This is a genomic window from Isoptericola sp. b515, from assembly GCF_030588125.1.
GTDB classification, from domain to species: domain Bacteria; phylum Actinomycetota; class Actinomycetes; order Actinomycetales; family Cellulomonadaceae; genus Isoptericola; species Isoptericola sediminis.
In genome coordinates this window covers 131,817-147,629 of the sequence record NZ_JAUQYR010000004.1, presented here as the reverse complement: position 1 = coordinate 147,629, position 15,813 = coordinate 131,817, and the positions used below count along the sequence as shown (strand labels likewise).

At 73.7% G+C, this 15,813-nt stretch carries 14 protein-coding genes; 6 read left to right on the top strand and 8 right to left on the bottom strand.

Annotated features, from left to right (window positions below; all coding sequences use genetic code 11):
- Window positions 1-2: 2 nt before the first annotated feature.
- The 6 genes from folE to Q6350_RS12655 form a co-directional block, all read right to left on the bottom strand.
- Complete coding sequence (gene folE, locus Q6350_RS12680; protein WP_171245932.1) at window positions 3-590, bottom strand: GTP cyclohydrolase I FolE; 588 nt, start codon at window positions 588-590, stop codon at window positions 3-5.
- A 42-nt stretch (window positions 591-632) separates the two neighbouring features.
- Complete coding sequence (gene ftsH / locus Q6350_RS12675; RefSeq protein ID WP_304607513.1) at window positions 633-2,738, bottom strand: ATP-dependent zinc metalloprotease FtsH; 2,106 nt, start codon at window positions 2,736-2,738, stop codon at window positions 633-635.
- A gap of 109 nt (window positions 2,739-2,847) precedes the next feature.
- Window positions 2,848-3,399, bottom strand: a complete 552-nt coding sequence (gene hpt, locus Q6350_RS12670) for a hypoxanthine phosphoribosyltransferase (RefSeq protein ID WP_304603105.1) — start codon at window positions 3,397-3,399, stop codon at window positions 2,848-2,850.
- A 4-nt stretch (window positions 3,400-3,403) separates the two neighbouring features.
- Window positions 3,404-4,510, bottom strand: coding sequence for a tRNA lysidine(34) synthetase TilS (gene tilS / locus Q6350_RS12665; RefSeq protein WP_305066358.1), 1,107 nt, complete (start codon window positions 4,508-4,510; stop codon window positions 3,404-3,406).
- Between the two features lie 7 nt (window positions 4,511-4,517).
- On the bottom strand, window positions 4,518-5,645 hold the full coding sequence (locus Q6350_RS12660; protein WP_304603103.1) for a zinc-dependent metalloprotease: 1,128 nt from the start codon (window positions 5,643-5,645) through the stop codon (window positions 4,518-4,520).
- A 49-nt stretch (window positions 5,646-5,694) separates the two neighbouring features.
- A complete protein-coding gene (locus Q6350_RS12655) occupies window positions 5,695-7,110 on the bottom strand; it encodes a D-alanyl-D-alanine carboxypeptidase/D-alanyl-D-alanine-endopeptidase (protein ID WP_304603102.1) in 1,416 nt (471 codons plus the stop codon).
- Window positions 7,111-7,280: 170 nt separating this feature from the next.
- On the opposite strand from Q6350_RS12655, the gene Q6350_RS12650 reads away from it, so the two are divergent.
- Window positions 7,281-7,775: an inorganic diphosphatase gene (locus Q6350_RS12650; RefSeq protein ID WP_171245588.1), complete on the top strand. Its 495-nt coding sequence runs from the start codon at window positions 7,281-7,283 to the stop codon at window positions 7,773-7,775.
- Between the two features lie 95 nt (window positions 7,776-7,870).
- Here the strand turns inward: Q6350_RS12650 and Q6350_RS12645 are convergent, their stop codons facing one another.
- A complete protein-coding gene (locus Q6350_RS12645; RefSeq protein ID WP_305066357.1) occupies window positions 7,871-9,442 on the bottom strand; it encodes a hypothetical protein in 1,572 nt (523 codons plus the stop codon).
- A 330-nt stretch (window positions 9,443-9,772) separates the two neighbouring features.
- On the opposite strand from Q6350_RS12645, the gene Q6350_RS12640 reads away from it, so the two are divergent.
- On the top strand, window positions 9,773-11,104 hold the full coding sequence (locus Q6350_RS12640) for a bifunctional o-acetylhomoserine/o-acetylserine sulfhydrylase (protein ID WP_305066356.1): 1,332 nt from the start codon (window positions 9,773-9,775) through the stop codon (window positions 11,102-11,104).
- A 40-nt stretch (window positions 11,105-11,144) separates the two neighbouring features.
- Entirely contained in the window at window positions 11,145-12,206 is a 1,062-nt protein-coding gene (locus Q6350_RS12635; RefSeq protein WP_305066355.1) for a zinc-dependent alcohol dehydrogenase family protein, read from the top strand.
- 6 nt (window positions 12,207-12,212) lie between these two features.
- Here the strand turns inward: Q6350_RS12635 and Q6350_RS12630 are convergent, their stop codons facing one another.
- Window positions 12,213-12,605: a hypothetical protein gene (locus Q6350_RS12630; RefSeq protein ID WP_304603099.1), complete on the bottom strand. Its 393-nt coding sequence runs from the start codon at window positions 12,603-12,605 to the stop codon at window positions 12,213-12,215.
- 264 nt (window positions 12,606-12,869) lie between these two features.
- Between Q6350_RS12630 and Q6350_RS12625 the strand changes: the two genes are divergently transcribed.
- The 3 genes from Q6350_RS12625 to Q6350_RS12615 all read left to right on the top strand — a co-directional run bounded on the left by Q6350_RS12625 (window position 12,870) and on the right by Q6350_RS12615 (window position 15,735).
- Window positions 12,870-14,099: a homoserine O-acetyltransferase gene (locus Q6350_RS12625; RefSeq protein ID WP_305066354.1), complete on the top strand. Its 1,230-nt coding sequence runs from the start codon at window positions 12,870-12,872 to the stop codon at window positions 14,097-14,099.
- Between the two features lie 97 nt (window positions 14,100-14,196).
- On the top strand, window positions 14,197-14,679 hold the full coding sequence (locus tag Q6350_RS12620; protein WP_370375396.1) for a VOC family protein: 483 nt from the start codon (window positions 14,197-14,199) through the stop codon (window positions 14,677-14,679).
- Window positions 14,680-14,775: 96 nt separating this feature from the next.
- Window positions 14,776-15,735 (top strand): zinc-binding dehydrogenase, encoded by a 960-nt coding sequence (locus Q6350_RS12615; RefSeq protein WP_305066353.1) that lies wholly within the window; start codon window positions 14,776-14,778, stop codon window positions 15,733-15,735.
- The last annotated feature ends 78 nt before the right edge of the window (window positions 15,736-15,813 follow it).

Genomic DNA, 15,813 nt, shown 5'->3' with positions numbered 1-15,813 from the left:
CGTCAGCGCCCCAGGATCAGACTCATCGCCTCGGCACGCGTCGCGGTGGCCTGCAGCTGCCCCCGCACGGCGGACGTCACCGTCCGGGCGCCGGGCTTGCGGACGCCCCGCATCGACATGCACAGGTGCTCGCACTCGACGACGACGATGACGCCCCGCGGGTCGAGGATGCTCACCAGCGCGTCCGCGACCTGCGTGGTCAGGCGCTCCTGGACCTGGGGACGCTTGGCGTAGACGTCGACGAGCCGCGCCAGCTTCGACAACCCGGTGATCCGCCCGTCGGCGCTGGGGATGTAGCCGATGTGGGCGACGCCGTGGAACGGCACCAGGTGGTGCTCGCAGGTGGAGTACACCTCGATGTCCTTGACCAGCACCAGCTCCTCGTGACCGAGGTCGAAGGTGGTGGTCAGCACGTCCTCCGGCTCGCGGTGCAGCCCGGCGAAGATCTCCCGGTAGGAGCGCGCCACCCGTGCGGGCGTGTCGCGCAGGCCCTCGCGGTCGGGGTCCTCCCCGACGGCGATCAGCAGCTCACGGATCGCCGCCTCCACCCGCTCGGGGTCGTAGGGCGGCACCTCCGACGCCGACCGCATCCCGAGGGAGACCGGCGACAGCGGGAGATCCGGCTCGGCCACTCAGGCCTCCTCGCCGTCGGACCGCTCCGCGGTCGTGCCGTCGTCGCCCGAGGGCCGCGCGACACGCTCGTCGACGGTGCGCGACGCCGCGGCCTCGGCCTCGACGTTGCCGACGACGGCGGCCTCGTCCTGCGGCAGCCCGCCGGCGTGGCCGTTGGTGGCGTAGGCGGCCTTCTCGCCCTCGGTCATCACCGGACCGCGGGTGTGCACGGTGCGCTCGGTGCTGGACAGCCACACGTCGCGGGCCGGGCGCTTGCTCACCGGGGCGAAGACCTCGGCCAGCTCGGCCTGGTTCAGGGTCTCGCTCTCCAGCAGCTGCAGCACGAGGTCGTCCAGGACGTCGCGGTACTGGGTCAGCACCTCCCACGCCTCGTCGTGCGCCGCCTCGACGAGCTTGCGGACCTCGTGGTCCACGGTCCCCGCGACGGCCTCCGAGTAGTCGCGCTGGTGGCCCATGTCCTTGCCCAGGAAGGGCTCGGACGAGGCGGAGCCGAGCTTGAGCGCGCCGACCTTCTCGCTCATGCCGTACTCCATCACCATCTTGCGGGCGATGGCGGTGGCCTTCTCGATGTCGTTGCTCGCACCCGTGGTGGGGTCGTGGAACACGATCTCCTCGGCCACGCGCCCACCCATGGCGTAGGCGAGCTGGTCCAGGAGCTCGTTGCGGGTGGTCGAGTACTTGTCCTCGGTGGGCATGACCATCGTGTACCCGAGAGCACGTCCACGGGGCAGGATCGTCACCTTCGTCACCGGGTCGGTGTACCGCATCGCGGCCGCCACCAGGGCGTGGCCGCCCTCGTGGTACGCCGTGATCTTCTGCTCCTTGATCTTCATGACCCGGGTGCGCTTCTGGGGGCCGGCGAGCACACGGTCGATCGCCTCGTCGAGCGCCCGGTCGTCGATGAGCTGCGCCCCGGAGCGGGCGGTGAGCAGCGCGGCCTCGTTGAGCACGTTGGCCAGGTCGGCGCCGGTGAAGCCGGGCGTGCGGCGCGCCACGGCCGCCAGGTCGACGGACTCGACCATCGGCTTGCCCTTGGCGTGCACCTGCAGGATGTGCTCGCGCCCCTTGAGGTCCGGCGCCTCGACGGCGACCTGCCGGTCGAAGCGGCCCGGGCGCAGCAGCGCGGGGTCGAGGATGTCGGGGCGGTTCGTCGCGGCGATGAGGATGACGTTCGTCTTGACGTCGAACCCGTCCATCTCGACGAGCATCTGGTTCAGCGTCTGCTCGCGCTCGTCGTGCCCGCCGCCCATGCCGGCGCCGCGGTGCCGGCCGACGGCGTCGATCTCGTCGACGAAGATGATCGCGGGCGAGTTGTTCTTCGCCTGCTCGAACAGGTCCCGCACGCGCGATGCGCCCACGCCGACGAACATCTCGACGAAGTCCGAGCCGGAGATCGAGTAGAACGGCACCCCGGCCTCTCCCGCGACGGCGCGGGCGATGAGCGTCTTGCCCGTGCCGGGCGGGCCGTACAGCAGCACACCCTTGGGGATCTTCGCCCCGACGGCCTGGAACTTCTCCGGCTCGGAGAGGAACTCCTTGATCTCGTGCAGCTCCTCGACGGCCTCGTCCACGCCCGCGACGTCGGCGAACGTCACCTGCGGGGTGTCCTTGGTGATCATCTTCGCCCGGGACTTGCCGAAGCCCATGACACCGTTGCGCCCGCCGCCCTGCATGCGCGACAGGACGAACCAGAAGACGACGAGGATGATGAGGAACGGCACGAGGAAGGAGAGCATCGAGCCGAGGAACGACGGCTGCGGCACGTAGGTGTCGTAGCCCTCGGACAGGTCCGCGGACTCGACGGCGGCGACGACGTCCTCGCCCTGCGGCGCCACCCAGAAGAAGTCGACCTTCTCGCCCAGGTCCCGCTCGTCCTCGGTCCCCTCGTCGACGACGTAGGGCTCGCTGAGTTCGAGCTCGACGCGCTGGTCGCCGTCCACGATGAGCGCGTGGTCGACCGTGTCGCCGGACAGCAGCTCCAGGCCCTGCGACGTCTCGACACGCTCGATCCGCTCACCGGAGAAGGCCGAGAACGCGAGCGCGACCAGGATGAGGCCGAGCGCGATCCAGATGAGCGGTCCGCTGAAGATCTTCTTGAAGTTCATCCGTGACGGGGGCGTGCCCCGCTTCCCTTCGGTCGGGCGATGGTTCGACCTACGAAACTACACGGGACCGCGGAAAGTTCCCGCGCCTGTTCGCCCAGGGCGTCAGGCGTCACGAGTAGACGTGCGGCGCCAGGGTCCCGATGAACGGCAGGTTCCGGTACTTCTCGGCGTAGTCGAGGCCGTAGCCGACGACGAACTCGTTGGGGATGTCGAAGCCCACGTAGCGGACGTCGACGTCGACCTTGGCCGCGTCGGGCTTGCGCAGCAGCGTCGCGATCTCCACGGACGCCGGACCGCGGGACCGCAGGTTCTGCACGAGCCACGACAGGGTCAGACCGGAGTCGATGATGTCCTCGGCGATGAGGACGTCACGGCCGGTCAGGTCCGTGTCGAGGTCCTTGAGGATGCGGACCACGCCGGAGGACTTGGTGCCCGAGCCGTAGGACGACACCGCCATCCAGTCCATCTCCAGCGGGTGGTGGAGCCGGCGGGACAGGTCGGCCATGACCATGACCGCGCCCTTGAGCACGCCGACGAGGAGCACGTCCTTGCCGGCGTAGTCGGCGTCGATCTGCGCCGCCATCTCGTCCAGGCGGGTGCCGATCTGCTCCTCGGTGATCAGGATGTCGGCGAGGTCGCCGGCGACGTCCGACTTGTCCACGGGGCTACTCCTCGGGGTGCGGGGCAGGGTGACGCGGTCCCGTCACCGACGGCCGCAGGAACAGCCTGCCACAGTCCCGCGTGGCCCGGACGTCCGCGGGCAGGTGCACCTCCCCCTGGCCGCGCCAGCGCACCACCAACGCGTCGAGCGCGTCCACGTGCCGTGCCGTCGTCGTCCCGGGCGGGCACCCGACCCGGAGCGCCGCCTCCCGCAGCGCCCGCCGCCGCAGGGCGGCCGGTGCGGCGGCCAGCGGTGCGACGTCGAGCACGAGGGCGGCCCCGTCACCGGCGGGCCCGTCCTCGGCCACGGCCGTGCCGGGGTCGGGCAGGGCACGGGTGAGGAGATCGGCGGCCTGGGCGTCGAGCACGGCCGCGTCGTCCCGGAGCTGGTCGGCGCTGCGGGCGAGCGCCTCCACCGCGCCGGGGCCGAGCACATCGGTCAGGACCGGCAGCAGCCGTCCGCGCACCGCCGACCGCAGCGGCACGGGTCCGCCGTGAACGGCGTCCGGGTCGTTCGTCGGGTCGTGCCACGGCTCGAGACCGCTCGCGACGCACGCCGCGGCGGTCTGCGCGCGCCGCAGCCCGAGCAGCGGACGGCGGTACCGTCCCCGGCGCGCCGGCATGCCGCCGAGCGACCGCGCGCCGCTGCCGCGCGCGAGCCCGAGCAGGACCTGCTCCGCCTGGTCGTCGAGGGTGTGCCCGAGGAGCACCGCGGTCGCGCCCGTCTCCTGCGCGACGGCCTCCAGCGCGGCGTACCGCGCCGCGCGGGCCGCACCCTCGGCGCCGTCGCGCGTCCCGACGACCGCGGCCTCCCGCACCACGACCGGGTCCAGCCCCAGGGCGCGGCACTGCTGCGCGGCGCGTTCGGCGACGGCGTCCGACCCGGGCTGCAGACCGTGGTCGACGACGACGGCGCCCGCTCGCACGGCGTACCCGCGCGAGCGCACCGACCGGCCCACGCGGCGCGCCTCGTGCGCGACGGCGGCGGCGAGCGCCAGGGAGTCGGGGCCGCCCGAGCAGGCGACCAGCACCAGGTCGTCCGGGCCCAGGTCGGCGAGGTCGGCGCGGACGGCGGTGCGGGCGGCGGCGAGCGCCGGGTCGATGCGGGGCACGGGACTCTCAGGAGTGCACGCGACGCACCCAGGCGCGGGGGTCGGAGATCTCGCGCGCGCTCGGGAGGTTCCCGGGCTCGGCCCAGACGGCGTTCAACCCGTCCCGGCCGACCTTCTCCTCGACGGCCCGCACGAACGCGGCCCCGTCGCGGTACTGGGCGATCTTGGCGTCCATGCCGAGCACCCGGCGCAGCACGACGTCGACCCGCGGCGCACCCTCGCCGTCACGACGCTTCTCGAACCGCGACCGGATGGTGCGCACGCTCGGCACCACACGCCGTCCGACGGCGTCCATCATGACGTCGGCGTGCCCCTCGAGCAGGGCCATGACGGCGGTGATCTCGGCGAGCTGCTCCTTCTGGTCCGGTCCCAGCACCTGGTCGACGGGCGTGGTGAGGTCGCCCCGGACCGCGTCGAGCAGCGTGCGCCCCACGAGGGCGACCTTGTCGCGCAGCGGCGCGTGGCTGAGCGCGACCGACGAGGCGGTGACGTCCCGCAGCAGCGCACCCATGCGGTCGGCGAGGTGCCCGGCGAGCCAGGGCGCGGCGGCGAACTGCAGGGCGTGGGTCTGCTCGTGCAGGCAGACCCAGAGGCGGAAGTCCTGCGGGTCGAGCTGCATGGCCCGTTCCGCGGCCAGCACGTTGGGCGCCACGAGCAGCAGGGTCGGCCGCCCGGGACCGTACGGGTCGAACTGACCGAGCACCTTGGAGGACAGCAGGGCGAGCAGCCCGCCGACCTCGGCGGCGGCGGCCAGGCGGGCGGTGGAGGACTCGACGGGACGGGCGGCCAGGTCCAGCCCGGCGAGCACCGGGTCGGTGAGCGCGGCCATCGACGTCGTGTTCGCCCGGGCCCAGGTGGCGCGGTCGACGACGCGGACGTCGCCGAGGTCGGCGTGCTCGACCCGGACGCGCCGGGTGAACCGCCCGGAGGAGTCCCGCTCGCGCTCCACGTCGGCGTCGGCGGGCCGCATGCGCGTCACCCGCAGCACGTGCGGCACGGCGTCCTGCGCGGCGGTGCGCAGCCCCTCGACGAGGCCGTCCAGCTCCGCGCGGGACGCCACCGGGCCGGGGCGCCCGACGCGCCGTGCGATCTGGGCCGCGGTCTGCCAGTCGACGAGGGTGCTGGTGGAGGTCACGGGACCACCGTAACGGCGGGTCGCCGGGCGTGCGCCGGACGTGGGCCCGTCAGCGCCCGGGACGGCACCCGCAGGCGGCGAGCTCGCCGACGAAGCGGTCGATGATGAGGTTGGCGCCCCAGGACTGCCCGTCCGGGATCCGGTCGGCCATCACGGTGAACAGCAGCAGCCGGTCGTCGGAGGTGACCACGGTGCCGGACAGCGCCCGGGTGTCGGGCAGGCTGCCGGTCTTCGCCTGCGTGTACCCGCGCCCGGGGTTGCCCGTCCCGAACCGGTCCGCGAGCGTTCCCTGCATCCCCGCGATCGGCAGCCCGACGAGGGTCTCGCGCAGCGCGGGGTCCCGGGCGGCGAGGTCCAGGGTGTCGACGAGCTGGCGGGACGTCATCCGGGACCCGGTGCCGAGGCCGGACAGGTCCGCCAGCTCGGCACCCGACAGGTCGACCCCGAGACGCTCGACGACCGCCATCACCTCGCTGACCGCGGCCGAGCCCGTGCCGGGCAGTCCGGCGTCGACGGCCACGATCCGGCCGACCACCTCGGTGAGGGTGTTGTCCGACTCGACGAGGAAGTAGTCGACGACCTCCCCCAGCGGCGCGGACTCGACCCGCCCGATCTCCCGGGCCGAGGAGGGCGCCTTCTGCCGGTCGACGCGGCCGTCCACCCGGAGCCCCCGCTCCGAGAGTGCGTCCGCGAACGTCTCGGCGGCGGCCATCGCCGGGTCGGACTGTCGCGGGGCGTACTTGTCGTCGTCCAGCCGTGCGACGTCGACGGCGAGCGCCGCGACGGGGGCCACGTACCCGGCGTCGGCGTCGCTCTCCCGGACCGAGGGGGCGACGGCCGGCCCGCGGAACAGCGTGTCGTCGACCGACACGGTGACGGCGTCCGGGCCGGTCAGCCCGAGCTCCGCCACGACCTGGTCGGCCAGGTCGCCGAGGCCCGCCCGCCCGTTGACGGCGTCGGGGTCCCCGGCGTCGGGGGCGAGCATCATGTCCCCGCCGCCGACGAGCACGACGTGGGAGGTCCCCTGCAGCACGGCGCGGGTGGGGAGGGTGACGTCACCGCCGGGCCCCTCGTAGGCGGCCACGGCGGTGAGGATCTTCTGCGTGGAGGCGGGCACCATGAAGCGGTCCGCCCGGTGGGCGCCGAGCGTCTCGCCGGAGTCGGCGTCGGTGACCAGCACGCCCACCCGTCTCCCGAGCCGCTCGTCGTCGGCGAGGTCGGTCACGAGCCGGCCGACGGCGTCGGCGTCCGGGACGGGCGCCTCGGACGACAGCGGCGGCACGGCGACCCGGGGGCTGGGTCCGGTGGTGGCACCCGGCGCGGAGGGGAACGGGGCGGGCGACTCGTGGGGCGGGTCGAACGTGACCATCCCGGGCACGACGTCGTAGGCGTCGGCCACGAGGTACCCGCCGAACAGCGTGAGGACCGACGTCACGGCGGCACCGACCCTCAGGCGCCACCCCATGCGATCCTCCCCCGGTGTCGTGAACCTGGTCACACGCAGGCTCGGTCAGCCCGCATTGTCGCACGCCCGGGTCGCACCGCGAGCGCGCCGAGCCGCCGCTCACGCGCTCGTCGCGCGCCCCTGCATGGCACACTTGGGGAGGCGCACAGGCATTTCAGAGCGGAGGAACTGTGGAGTTCGACGTCACCATCGAGATCCCCAAGGGTCAGCGGAACAAGTACGAGGTGGATCACGAGACCGGTCGCATCCGTCTGGACCGCATGCTCTTCACCTCGACGCGATACCCGGACGACTACGGGTTCATCGAGGGCACCCTCGGCGAGGACGGTGACCCGCTGGACGCCATGGTCCTGCTCGAGGAGCCGACCTTCCCCGGCTGCCTGATCAAGTGCCGCGCGCTGGGGATGTTCCGCATGCGCGACGAGGCGGGCGGTGACGACAAGGTGCTGTGCGTCCCGACGGGCGACCAGCGCGCCGCCTGGCGCCAGGACATCGACGACGTCTCCGACTTCCACCGCCTGGAGATCCAGCACTTCTTCGAGGTCTACAAGGACCTCGAGCCGGGCAAGTCCGTCGAGGGCGCCCACTGGGTCGGCCGCGAGGACGCCGAGCACGAGATCAACCGCTCGATCCAGCGCGCGAAGGACTCCGGCTACCACCACTGACCCCGGCGTCCGCTGCCACGCGGCGCCCTGACGAAGGCCCCCACCCGCTGCGGCGGGTGGGGGCCTTCGTCGTCCCGGGCGGGTCGCGGCCCGGGTCAGAGGTGGTAGATCGTCACCCGCGGCGACCGGCGCTTCGCGACGTGCTCGCTGTCGGCGGGGATGTAGCGGATGCGGAGATAGACCCGTCCCGTCCGCCCGCCGACCTTGTCGAGGTAGCGCCCGGGGACCTTGATCCGCTGGACCCCGTCCTCGCTCCGGCTGAGCCACCACGACTTCCGTGAGCGCCAGCCGTCGTTCTTCGCGGCGGGGTCACGGGTCTGCAGCACCAGCTTGCCCACCTCGGGCACCCCCGTCGTCCGGACGACGATCCGGCCCGGCTTGCCGCCCGTGAGGTCGGCGTACGCCAGGTAGGCGGTGCGCTTCATGCGCAGCCGCACGGTCGGCTGCGCCTTGCGGACCCGCTGCGTCCACGAGGTGCGCGACGCTGCATGGTCGGGCGTGGCCGGGACGAACTTCGCGACGATCGTGCGCCGGCCCGGCTCGACCTTCTTGCCGCGGACGTCCGCGGACGCGTGGCCCTGCACCAGGTCCGCCCCGGCGATCCTGGTCCCCGCCTGGTAGAGCACGACCCGCCCCTCGGGCGTCCCGGCCGGGGACGTGACGTCGACGGTGACGGTTCGACCCGTGCCGTACGTCCAGCGAGAGGCGGTGGAGACCACGGTGCGCGTCGCTGCGGGCAGGACGTCGACCGTGTACTGCTTCCGGGTGCTCTCGAACCCGTCTCCCGTCGCGACGCTCACCTCGATCTGCTGCTCCCCGCCCGGGAGGTCCGCGACGTCGACCGCGAGCTCCGCCCGCCCGTCGACGAGGCTCTCCCGCGTCAACGGGACTCCCGCGCCGTCGTCCATCAGGGCCACCGAGACGGCCCCGGTGGGCGTCCCGTAAGCGGACGTCACCTCGACCGGGATCCGCACGATCTCGCCCCGGCGCCAGGTCCCGGGGATCTCGGCCTCCACGGTGACCGGAGCCGGCAGGACGTCGACCGGCAGCCGCCAGCGCGTCAGGACCTCCCCGTCGGCCCGGCGCTGCACCAGCACGATCATCGAGCCGGTGACCTCGTCGCCGGCGATCTCGAGATCGGCCACGCCGTCCACGAGCTGCGCAGCGACCGAGTCGTGCAGCTGCAGCTCGACGGACCCGAGGGTGGGCAGGTCCGTCCCCGTGACGTCGAACCGGAGCGTGGTCGGGGCGCCATGGATCCACGACGCGGGCGTGAGGAGCGGTGCCGACGGCTCGAGGATCTCCACCGACGTCGTCGCGGAGGAGGCGCAGCGGCACTCCGACGTCGCGTCCGGGTCGAGGTGCCGGACCTCGAGCTCGTGCACGCCGACGGTCTGGAGATCCGTGAACAGCGGCAGCGTGGCCCTGCCCCCGCTGAGCTCGATCAGCGGCACCTGGCGCGATCCATCCACGAAGAGCTGGACGTGACCTTCCGCCGGCGCACCGCCCTCGGTCACGGTGACCGGCACGTCGGCGATCTGTCCGAACCACGCATGGTCGGTGTCCAGCTCGATCGTCGTCACGCCGTCCACCGCGACGGCTGCCGGGACCACGGCCGCGCCCGAGGTCAGCGCCAGGCCCATCGTCACCGCCCCCGCCGTCGCCACCCGCGCGATCCTGCCCCGCACCCCCCTGTCGCCACGCCCCATCGCCGGCCACTCCCTCGGTTGTCGACCCACGTCCGACGAACCTAGCGAACCGCCAGAAGGCCGTAAAGCCCCCATCTCGCCCAGGACGTCTCGCTGGGTGGACACCCCCTTCCGCTCAGCGAGACTCCCGGCCTACCGTCGGGTCATGACCACGCGTCGAATGTGCCGCTGACCCAGCGCACGTTCGCCTGCCCACGTCCGGCCGCCCGGCCCGGACCGTGTCGGCCCGGCCGTGGGAGCACGTGCGCGCCACCCGTCCTCCCGCCCGCCGGAACCCAGGAGCCACCCATGACCGACACGCCCCGCTGGTCGTTCGCGACCCGCCAGATCCACGCCGGCCAGACGCCCGACCCCGCCACGGGGGCACGCGCCCTGCCGATCTACCAGACCACGTCGTACGTCTTCGACGACGCCAAGACCGCCGCGAACCGCTTCGCGCTGGCCGAGCTCGGCCCGATCTACACGCGCATCACCAACCCGACCCAGGAGACGGTCGAGAACCGCATCGCCGACCTCGAGGGCGGCGTCGGCGCGCTGCTGCTCGCCTCCGGTCAGGCCGCCGAGACCTTCGCGATCCTCAACGTCGCCGAGGCCGGCGACCACGTCGTCGCCAGCGCCAGCCTGTACGGCGGCACCTACAACCTCCTGAAGCACACGCTGCCGCGGTTCGGCATCACCACGACGTTCGTCGAGGACGCCCACGACGCCGACGCCTGGCGCGCGGCGGTGCAGGACAACACGAAGGCGTTCTTCGCCGAGACCATCCCCAACCCCAAGAACGACGTCCTCGACATCGCCCTCGTCGCGGACGTCGCGCACGCGGCGCAGGTGCCGCTCATCGTCGACAACACCGTGGCGACGCCGTACCTGGTGCGCCCGATCGAGCACGGGGCCGACGTCGTCGTGCACTCGGCGACCAAGTACCTCGGAGGGCACGGCACGACGGTGGCCGGCGTCGTCGTGGACTCGGGGAATTTCGACTACGCCCGCCACCCCGAGCGGTTCCCCGGGTTCAACACGCCCGACCCCTCGTACAACGGGCTCGTCTACGCCCGCGACCTCGGCGTCGGCGGGGCGCTCGGCGCCAACCTCGCCTTCGTCCTCAAGGCCCGGGTCCAGCTCCTGCGCGACCTCGGCGCGGCCGTCTCTCCCTTCAACGCCTTCCAGATCGCCCAGGGCGTCGAGACGCTGTCGCTGCGGATGGAGCGGCACGTGGACAACGCCCAGCGGGTCGCGGAGTGGTTGGAGGCCCGCGCCGACGTGCGGACGGTCCACTACGCCGGCCTCGAGTCCAGCCCGTGGCACGCCGTCCAGCAGCGCTACGCCCCGCGCGGGTCGGGCGCCGTGCTCGCGTTCGAGCTCGACGGCGGCGCGGACGCCGGGCAGGCGTTCGTCTCGGCCCTGCGCCTGCACTCGCACGTGGCCAACATCGGCGACGTGCGGTCGCTGGTGATCCACCCCGCCTCGACCACGCACAGCCAGCTCACCGAGGCCGAGCAGGCGCTGTCCGGGGTCACCCCCGGCCTGGTGCGCCTCGCGGTGGGCATCGAGGACGTCGAGGACATCCTCGCGGACCTCGAGCTCGGCTTCACGGCCGCCAAGGCGGCGCTCGCCGGCTGACCGACGGTGACCGGAGCCACCTCCGGCCTACGGTGGGTCCATGCTCGCCACCATGATCCACGCCCCGCGCGACATCCGCGCCGAGAACCGCCCCGACCCCGTCCTGCACACCGACCACGACGCCGTGCTGCGCGTGGTGGCGGCGTGCGTGTGCGGTTCCGACCTGTGGCCCTACCGCGGCGTCACCCGGACCCGGGAGCCGCACCCCATCGGCCACGAGCTGGTCGGGGTCGTCGAGAAGGTGGGCGCCGCGGTGACGTCCGCGGCCCCCGGGGACTTCGTCATCGTGCCGTTCTCGCTGAGCTGCGGGGAGTGCCAGTCCTGCCGCGCCGGCTTCCCCTCCGCCTGCGACCACGTCACCGGCTTCGGGTCCACGGACCGCGACGGCCACCCGGTCGACGGCGCGCAGAGCGAGCGCGTGCGCATCCCGCTCGCGCAGCACTCCCTGTTCCCGGTCGGTCGCAGCGAGGAGGACCTCGAGGCCGCCGGGCTCGTGCCGGACCTGCTGGCGCTGGCCGACGTCATGTCGACGGGCCACCACGCCGCCGTCTCGGCGGGGGTCGGCCCCGGGGACACCGTGGCGGTCGTGGGCGACGGCGCCGTGGGACTGTGCGGCGTCATCGCGGCCAAGCGGCTCGGCGCCGCCCGCGTCGTGGCGTTCTCGCGCCACGAGGACCGGGCCGCGCTCGCGCGCGAGCTCGGTGCGGACGACGTCGTCGCCGAGCGGGGCGACGAGGGTGTCGCGGCACTGCGCGACCTGCTGGGTGGCGAGCTCGCCGACGCGGCCCTGGAGTGCGTCGGCACGGAGCAGTCGATGGACCAGGCGCTCGGGTCGGTGCGCGGCGGCGGCCGGGTCGGGTTCGTCGGGGTGCCGCACGGCGGCTCCCAGGTGCCGATCGGGACCCTGTTCCGGCGGAACATCACCGTGGGCGGCGGCATGGCCCCGGCCCGCACGCACATGGCCGAGCTGCTGGACGACGTCCTGTCCGGGGCGATCCGACCCGGTCGGGTCTTCGACGCCGAGATGCCCCTGGCCGACGTCGCCGAGGCCTATGCCGCCATGGACGAGCGGCGGGCCACCAAGGTCCTGCTCCGGCCCTGACGACGGTCAGCGGGCCACCGCTTCCAGGGCCCGTGCGAGCGCCCCGGCGAATGCGTCCACGTCACCCTGCAGGACCTCGAGGGCATCGGCGTCCAGCAGGGTGACGAGGTCGTCGTCCGGGGTGCGCCCGAGGACGACGGGACTGCCCGTGCGGGCGACGGACGACGCGACGTCGTCGGGCATCTCGTCGAGGTGCAGGAGCCGGACGGGCACGCCCAGGCCGGCGACGTACGCGTCCCAGGACCGCTTGCGCCGGAGGGCCCCGTGCGTGATGTCGCAGAGCGCGCAGTGCGCCGTGCCGCGCATCCTGCCCAGTGCGTACCGGACCTCGCCGAGCAGGCTGCCCTCGGCGTGGTAGATGCCGACGATCTCGACGACGCGACGGCGCGTCTCCCCCATCTGCCCAGCGTACGTCGCGTGAGGTGCGCCACGTCTCGCCACCCGTCCCCGACCGTCTCGACATGTGGTCCCGCATCGTGAGATCGGGCTGGGCACGCGCAGATCCGTTGGTTACCGTCGACGGCATGACACGTCGAATGTGCCCGTAGACCCCGCGCACGTTCGCCTGCCTGCGTCTCCACGCCGTGCAGCCCCACCCGCCGCGTGCGCTGCTCGTCCGCCCGCACCCCGCCGCCCGCACCGGCACCGCCGCCTGGAGAGACGATGACCCCCACGACCACCCACCTCACCGGTACCGAGACTGTCTGGAGGTCGCCGCGCGGCGCCCGACGTGGACCCGCCGGTCCGGCCCCGGCCTCGGGGGCCTGGCGCGAGGGCCATCCGGCGGGTGACCGGCACTTCCGCGACGTCGGCACGTTCGACCTGGAGAGCGGGGCCCGGCTCCCCGACGTGCGGGTCGCCTACGAGACCCACGGACGGCTCGCCCCCGACGGCTCCAACGCCGTCCTCGTGCTGCACGCCCTGACGGGGGACGCGCACGTGCGGGGCCCCGCGGGTCCGGGGCAGGCGACCGCCGGCTGGTGGGAGCCGATGATCGGGCCGGGGGCGCCGATCGACACCGACGAGTACTACGTCGTGGTCCCGAACGTGCTCGGCGGCTGCCAGGGCACCACCGGGCCGGCCTCGCCCGCCCCGGACGGGCTCCCGTGGGGAGGCCGCTTCCCGCGCATCACGACCCGCGACCAGGTCGCCGTCGAGATCGAGCTCGCCCGGCTGCTCGGCATCCGGTCGTGGGCGACCGTCATCGGCGGATCGATGGGCGGGATGCGGGTGCTGGAGTGGGCGCTGCTCGGCCCCGAGGCGGGCATCGAGGTGCGCTCGATCGTCTCGATCGCCACGGGCGCCCAGTCGACCGGCGACCAGATCGCGTGGGCGCACCCGCAGCTCGGGGCCATCCGCTCCGACCCCCGGTGGAACGGCGGCGACTACTACGACGCCCCCGACGGCGAGGGTCCGCACGCCGGGCTCGGCATCGCGCGCCAGATCGCGCACACCACCTACCGCACCGCGCGGGAGCTCGACGAACGGTTCGGCCGCATCCCCCAGGGCGGGGAGGACCCCCAGACCGACGGCCGCTTCGCGGTGCAGTCCTACCTGGACCACCACGGCGACAAGCTCGCCCGTCGCTTCGACGCCAACTCCTACCTGCGCCTCACCGAGTCGATGATGACCCACGACGTCGGACGCGACCGCGGCGGCGTCGACGCCGCGCTGGCCCAGGTCGAGGCCCGGGCGCTCGTCGTCGCCGTCGACTCCGACCGGCTGTTCCCGCCCGTGCTGTCCGACCGGATCGCCGCGGGGCTGCGGCACGCGACCGGCACCCACCTCATCAGGTCGGACTTCGGCCACGACGGCTTCCTGCTGGAGTTCGACCAGATGGGACCGCTGGTCCGCGGCTTCCTGGCCGACGTCGACCGGCACTCCCCCGCCTGACGCGGCTCCGCGAGTCAGGGCCGCACGCCGCGAGTCAGGGTGGACCGGCACACCTCGACCCCGGTCGGCCGCGCGAGCGTCCCGGCAGCGACCTACCGTGGACGTGCCGCCGCCGGCGGAGCACCCGACCGTGGAGGTCACGATGGCACGGCTCACCCCTTACCTCAGCTTTCGCACCGAGGCGCGCGACGCCCTCGAGTTCTACGGGGCGGTGCTCGGCGGCGAGGTCGAGATCAACACCTTCGACTCCATCCCCGGCATGATCGACGACCCGGCCGAGGGACACCTCGTCATGCACGGCTCGGTGACCACCACCGGCGGACTGGTGCTCATGGCGTCCGACACCCCCTCCTCGACCCCCTACGTCGCACCGAACCGCGGCATCACCGTCTCGCTGACCGGAGGCCCGGAGGACCTGGCGTACGTCCGGGGCGTCGTGTCGGGCCTCTCCGACGGCGCGACCGACGTCATGCCGTTCGAGATGGCGCCGTGGGGCGACTACTACGGTCAGCTCACGGACCGGTACGGCATCGCCTGGTTGTTCGACGTCGGTGCGGAGGAACCGCAGCCGGCTCCCTGACTCGTCGCGGCACGGCCTGACTCGCGGGGATCGGGCCCGACCCGGCCGACGGCCGTGCCGGCGCTCCGCTGGACACCCGTGGGTAGGTTGGGGGCCATGCTTGCTGCCACCGTCGCCCGCTTCGCCCCGGACTCCCCGCTCGACGGTCTGGAGGTCACCGACCGTCCGGACCCCGAACCCCGTGAGCACTGGACCACCGTCGAGGTCCGCGCCGCGAGCCTGAACCACCACGACCTGTGGTCGCTGCGCGGGGTCGGGCTGCGCGAGGAGCAGCTGCCGATGATCCTCGGCACGGACGCGGCCGGTGTCGCACCCGACGGGACCGAGGTGGTCGTGCACGGGGTCGTCGGCGCCGACGGCCACGGTGTCGGGCCGCGGGAGCGGCGCACGCTGCTCAGCGAGAAGTACCCCGGGACCCTGGCCGAGAAGGTGTCCGTCCCCACGGCGAACCTGGTGCCGAAGCCGGCCGAGCTGTCCTTCGCCGAGGCGGCGTGCCTGCCGACCGCCTGGCTGACCGCCTACCGGATGCTGTTCGGCGCGGCGGACCTGCACCCCGGCGACCGCGTGCTGGTCCAGGGCGTCGGTGGCGGGGTCGCCACCGCCGCCATCGTCCTCGGCGCCGCGGCCGGCCTCGAGGTCGTCGCCACCTCGCGGGACGCCGCGAAGCGCGACCGCGCCCTCGAGCTCGGGGCGACCGCCGCTCTCGAGCCGGGTGAGCGGCTGCCGGCCCGGGTCGACGCCGTCATGGAGTCGGTCGGCAAGGCCACCTGGGCGCACTCGGTGCGGTCCCTGCGCCCGGGCGGGACGATCGCCGTGTGCGGCGCGACCAGCGGGGACGCCCCGCCGGCCGAGCTGACCCGCGTCTTCTTCAACGAGCTCCGGGTGCAGGGCGTGACGATGGGTTCGCGCGAGGACCTCGCCGCGCTGCTGCGGTTCTGCGCACGGACCGGGGTGCGGCCGGTCGTCGACTCGGAGATCGCCCTGTCCGACGTCGGGACCGGCCTGGCCCGGATGTCCGCCGGCGAGCAGACCGGCAAGATCGTCGTCCTGCCCTGACCCCCGTCGGGGGGGGGGGGGGGGTGTGGGGGGGGGGGGGGGGGCGCGGGGGCGGGGGGGCGGGGGGCCCACCACCCC

Excerpts from the sequence above, each read along its gene's own strand:
- folE (WP_171245932.1), bottom strand. The coding sequence starts at position 590 with ATGCGGTCGGCGTCGGAGGTGCCGCCCTACGACCCCGAGCGGGTGGAG.
- ftsH (WP_304607513.1), bottom strand. The coding sequence starts at position 2,738 with ATGAACTTCAAGAAGATCTTCAGCGGACCGCTCATCTGGATCGCGCTC.
- Q6350_RS12655 (WP_304603102.1), bottom strand. The coding sequence starts at position 7,110 with ATGGGGTGGCGCCTGAGGGTCGGTGCCGCCGTGACGTCGGTCCTCACG.
- Q6350_RS12640 (WP_305066356.1), top strand. The coding sequence starts at position 9,773 with ATGACCGACACGCCCCGCTGGTCGTTCGCGACCCGCCAGATCCACGCC.
- Q6350_RS12635 (WP_305066355.1), top strand. The coding sequence starts at position 11,145 with ATGCTCGCCACCATGATCCACGCCCCGCGCGACATCCGCGCCGAGAAC.
- Q6350_RS12630 (WP_304603099.1), bottom strand. The coding sequence starts at position 12,605 with ATGGGGGAGACGCGCCGTCGCGTCGTCGAGATCGTCGGCATCTACCAC.
- Q6350_RS12625 (WP_305066354.1), top strand. The coding sequence starts at position 12,870 with ATGACCCCCACGACCACCCACCTCACCGGTACCGAGACTGTCTGGAGG.
- Q6350_RS12615 (WP_305066353.1), top strand. The coding sequence starts at position 14,776 with ATGCTTGCTGCCACCGTCGCCCGCTTCGCCCCGGACTCCCCGCTCGAC.